The organism is Candidatus Obscuribacterales bacterium, assembly GCA_036703605.1.
GTDB lineage: Bacteria > Cyanobacteriota > Cyanobacteriia > RECH01 > RECH01 > RECH01.
Map to the genome: position 1 here is coordinate 1 of DATNRH010000905.1, position 4,826 is coordinate 4,826.

General features: G+C 52.6%; 5 protein-coding genes and 1 pseudogene. 4 read left to right on the forward strand and 2 right to left on the reverse strand.

Going from position 1 to position 4,826, the window contains the following annotated elements; all coding sequences use genetic code 11:
* From hypD to hypB, 4 genes are all read left to right on the forward strand, one after another.
* Positions 1–940: hydrogenase formation protein HypD (gene hypD / locus V6D20_18560; protein ID HEY9817784.1), on the forward strand; the 940-nt coding region annotated here is incomplete at its 5' end.
* A gap of 4 nt (positions 941–944) precedes the next feature.
* Positions 945–2,018, forward strand: coding sequence for a hydrogenase expression/formation protein HypE (hypE, locus tag V6D20_18565; GenBank protein ID HEY9817785.1), 1,074 nt, complete (start codon positions 945–947; stop codon positions 2,016–2,018).
* Positions 2,018–2,359 (forward strand): hydrogenase maturation nickel metallochaperone HypA, encoded by a 342-nt coding sequence (locus V6D20_18570; GenBank protein ID HEY9817786.1) that lies wholly within the window; start codon positions 2,018–2,020, stop codon positions 2,357–2,359. The genes hypE and V6D20_18570 overlap by 1 nt, the downstream gene beginning before the upstream one ends.
* Positions 2,350–3,207, forward strand: coding sequence for a hydrogenase nickel incorporation protein HypB (gene hypB / locus V6D20_18575; protein HEY9817787.1), 858 nt, complete (start codon positions 2,350–2,352; stop codon positions 3,205–3,207). Before V6D20_18570 ends, hypB begins: the two co-directional genes overlap by 10 nt.
* Positions 3,208–3,404: 197 nt before the next feature.
* On the opposite strand, the pseudogene V6D20_18580 reads toward hypB, so the two are convergent.
* Both V6D20_18580 and V6D20_18585 read right to left on the reverse strand, forming a co-directional pair.
* Positions 3,405–3,976 (reverse strand): annotated as a pseudogene (locus V6D20_18580) (transposase).
* A 78-nt stretch (positions 3,977–4,054) separates the two neighbouring features.
* On the reverse strand, positions 4,055–4,369 hold the full coding sequence (locus tag V6D20_18585) for a tetratricopeptide repeat protein (GenBank protein ID HEY9817788.1): 315 nt from the start codon (positions 4,367–4,369) through the stop codon (positions 4,055–4,057).
* Between the last annotated feature and the right edge of the window lie 457 nt (positions 4,370–4,826).

The window sequence follows — 4,826 nt, forward strand, 5'->3', positions numbered from 1 at the left end:
AGGACGGCTGGATGACGCCATCACCCTAGCCCAGAATCCGCACGTGATCTTGACCACCTTTGGTGACGTGTTGCGGGTGCCGGGGTCGAGTCAATCCTTGCTGCAGGCCAAGGCTAACGGTGCAGACATTCGGGTGGTGTATTCTCCCCTCGATGCCCTTCAGATCGCGATCGCCCACCCTGATCGAGAGGTTGTCTTCTTTGCCATTGGCTTTGAAACCACAGCTCCCAGTACCGCCCTAACCGTCTTGCAAGCGGCGGCTCAGGGCGTGAGCAACTTTAGTCTATATTGCAACCATGTTTTGGTGGTGCCAGCCCTGGAAGCCTTGCTGAATCAACCGGATTTGCAGCTAGACGCTTTTATTGGGCCAGGGCACGTCAGCATGGTGATCGGTGCCCGTCCCTACCAGGTAATTGCTGAGCGCTATCGTAAACCAGTCGTTGTGTCTGGATTTGAGCCTGTTGATATTTTGCAATCTCTCTGGATGGTGCTGGATCAACTGGCGACGGGGCGCTGCACGGTGGAGAATCAGTACAGTCGTTTAGTCGCAGAGGATGGCAATCCTGTAGCTCTAGGGGCGATCGCCCAAGTCTTTACGGTGCGGGAGCAGTTTGAATGGCGTGGTCTTGGAGAAATTCCTGCATCGGGTTTGCGCATCCATCCCGACTACGCCCAGTTTGACGCCGAGGTGAAGTTTAGCTTACCGCATCCCCATGTCGATGATCATCGTGCCTGTGCCTGCGGCGACATTTTGAGAGGGGTGAAAAAGCCCTGGGAATGTAAAGTCTTTGGTACTGCCTGCACACCAGACTCTCCCTTAGGTGCTTGCATGGTGTCGTCTGAAGGGGCCTGCGCCGCCTACTACAACTATGGCCAGCTTGGTCTACGTCGTCCCGTAGTTGCAGCATCAGCTCCATCCCATTCATCTAGTGCAAGGTAAGGTTATGCCCTCGGTTACTCGTGGTATGTCTCAGCGATCGCACCCTCGTCGTCCGCACCTTGAATCGACCGTGACCCTAGCGCACGGCAGCGGTGGTCGGGCCATGCATGATCTGATTGACAGTATTTTTGTAGCGCATTTTCAGTCAGATCCAGCTCCCCTAGACGATCAGGCCCGCATTGATTTAGTGGCTTTGACGAGGTTGGGCGATCGCCTGGCCTTCACCACCGATTCCTATGTCGTCGATCCGCTCTTTTTTCCCGGCAGTAACATTGGTGAACTAGCAGTCAATGGCACGGTGAACGATCTCTGTGTCAGTGGTGCCATTCCGCTCTACCTAACCTGTAGCGTTATCTTAGAAGAAGGCCTATCAACCGATCTCCTAGCCCAGATCGTAGACCACATGGCGATCGCCGCCGCCCGAGCTAGGGTGCAGATCGTCACAGGAGATACGAAAGTTGTACCACGCGGCTCTGTAGATAAGATATTCATCAATACGGCTGGTATCGGCGTCATGCGTGCAGGGGTTAATCCTTGTGCCACGGCCTTACAGCCAGGCGATCGCATCCTGATCAACGGAGCGATCGGTAACCACGGTGCCGCCATCTTGGTCGCGCGGGGTGAATTGGCCCTAGATACCGATATTCAAAGTGACTGTCGGCCGTTGAATAGTTTGGTTGATGCGATCGTAGCGGTATGCCCTGATGTACGGGCTATGCGGGATGCCACGCGGGGAGGTGTCGCCACGGTGCTCAACGAATTTGCCACAGCTTCCCAGGTGAGTATTCAACTGCAGGAGGAGGATATTCCCATCGATGAACCCGTTGCAGGGCTTTGTGAACTGTTAGGGCTAGATCCGCTGTACCTTGCTAATGAAGGCAAACTAGTTGTCGTAGTGCCCGCCCATCGAGTAGACGAGACCCTAGCCGCCATGCGATCGCATCCAGCCGGGCAGGGAAGTTGCTGTATTGGTCAAGTGGGCGATCGCTCTCCAGGACTGGTATCGCTGCAAACAGCCTTTGGTACGGAGCGGGTGGTGGATGTATTAGTGGGGGATCAACTGCCGAGGATTTGCTGATGCATGAATTAGGACTGACCGAAACCATCGTAGCGATCGCCCTCGACCATGCCCAAGGCGCTCACGTCCTACGCCTTACCCTGGAAGTGGGGCAACTGACTGCCGTCATGCCCGATGCCATTCGCTTTTGTTTTGATGTTTGTGCTCAGGGTACGTTACTAGAAGGTGCTGTGCTAGAGATTATACAACCGCCTGGTCTTGGGCAATGTCGAGTTTGTGGTGCCACGCTGTCTCTCGATAGTCCCTTTGGGCAATGTACCTGCGGCAGCGTCGATCTAACGATTATTCAAGGACAGGAATTAATCATTAAAGAACTGGAATTGGAGGAATTATGTGTGTAACCTGCGGCTGTTCTGATGAAGCAACACCTACGCTTACTCATCCCGTCACGGGAAAACTAGAAGCGATCGCCTCCATCCATACCCCCCAGAGCCATACGCACATCCAACCTGATGGAACAATTCTTACCCATCACCATAGTCACGACCATAGCCCTGATCATCATCCTGATCAGTCTGCCGTTCTCCATGCTCAACATCACGGCACAACCCTTACCTTAGAACAGCGCCTGCTCTCGAAAAATGATGCGATCGCCAACCAGAACCGAGGCTGGCTCAAAGGTCGAGAATCTGTAGCTCTGAACTTGGTCAGCTCTCCTGGGGCTGGTAAAACCACTCTTCTGGTGCGTACCCTTGAGGATTTACAGAGCGATCGCCCCATGGTAGTTATTGAGGGCGATCAGGCTACAAGCCACGACGCCGACCGCATTCAGGCTACTGGTTGTGCTGCCATTCAGGTCAATACCGGCACCGGCTGCCATCTAGATGCTGCCATGGTAGAGCAAGGGTTAGATATGTTGCATCCACCCCTTGGATCGTTGGTGTGGATTGAGAATGTAGGTAACTTAGTGTGTCCCGCCCTATTTGACCTTGGGGAAACTGCTAAAGTGGTGATTCTCTCGGTAACTGAGGGGGACGATAAACCCATTAAGTATCCCCATATGTTCCGAGCGAGTCAGGTGATGGTGCTCACCAAAATTGACTTGTTGCCCTACGTCGCCTTTGATGTTGATCGCTGTCTGGACTACGCCTATCAAGTGAATCCTAACCTAACCTGCTTCCAGCTGTCGGCAACAACCGGAGCTGGCTTAGAGGACTGGTACTCCTGGCTACGGCAACTACATGCCTAATGAATCCCTCTTTACTCACTTTGGGCGATCAAAAAAGAGGTGTTGCTGAAGCAGGGAATGAACCAGTAGCCGATCGTGGCATTCTGTAAGGATCAGACGGGTGTTGAGCGACAATCATCGGTGACTCGAAAAGTGATTTCGTAACGCAGTCTTCCGATCGAAAATACTGCATTAAACCTGAACGGGTGACAACGTACCTAGAGATCTTGCTGCATCAGGGATAACGCATGAAACCCGCGCTGAAAATAGAGCCGTTTATGGGGTTTGAGTGCTATCAGTTGGAACGCCCAGTCGGCCCATAATTCCAGGGCATAGATCCATCGTTGACCATAGAGCCCCAGACTAAAGTCACTCTACCGAGGCGTCTTATCGTGGTGCTGTTGGATACGTCCTGCATACGGATCTATTCTGAGGTGTTTCATCTGCTGCCCGTGCATCGTGGCCCAACTGTAAGCCAAGGCGATCAGCAATACTAACGCTAAAAACCGAGTGTCATTAACCTTGGCATCCTCCAGATAATACCCACCGGTCTTGCAATCTTTGAAGAGCTGTTCGATGTCCCAACGACAACGATAGACCGCTAGCGCTTGTTTCAAGGTGGGCAAATTAGTCAGGACATACCACGGTTCTCTAGACCCCGTTTGACGGTACTTTCGCTTCCAATAGACGGCTATGTTAAAGGGGCCAAGACCATTACTTTATTGCACAAAACGCCTTGATAAAACCGAGACTGTCCTGGCTTGAAGCCCAGATCTCTGAGCACGTGGTACTCAGTGTCAGGATGGGTCGATCGCATCTTCAGTCTGTCCTAGCGCTTCTAAAAGAATACCTTTGTAATACCAAGCAACTAGTTGAGATAATAAAATGCGAGTCCCTGTCCGGTGTAGGCAGGTGCATGGGTGGGATTGAGGGCGATCGCCTGGTCAAAATAGTTCAGCGCCTCGGTGTAGTTGCCGTCATCCAGGGCAGCAATCCCTTGATTCATCAGCGCTTCTAGGTCGGCGGGATTCCCTTGAGCTAGGCGATCGCTTAGGGTGTTGTTGTGGACAGAGAGAGGAGCGGCGGTCTGGCTGGCGGGGGCAGAATAGACGGAGATGATACTGGTGGTGAGGGTTAATAGAACAGTGGTGGTCAGCGATTTTAAGGAAACTTGAGATGTCATGGTCTAGGGCCTCCACGATTGTTGGTTCGACATCTCGATATACTCAGCGACCCATTACACCTATACAGGCTTGGGCAAATTTTTTCTGCAATGTGGGCAAACAAAGTAGAGGGCGATCGCTCCTATCTCACTGCGCCTGATTGCCGCTAATCAATCATTACGATTGTTGATGAGAATGGTGCATAGCCCCACGGCCTTCCACTATACATACAACTAGACGCAAGTTTTCAACCCACCCAGAGGAGTGAATCATTCCCCAATTCAATCGCCGCCGTTTTCTGCAAGCCGCCGGAACCACCTACGTCAACCTGGCACGCAGCACTCGCATCTTAGCTGAGCGTCATCCCCAAGAGCCCATCATCGAATACGAACCGGACACCAATAATCAAGAACAGCCGCTGTATTTTTCTGAACCCGTGCGTCCTACGGCTGAAGCTGTGATTACCGACATTACCGG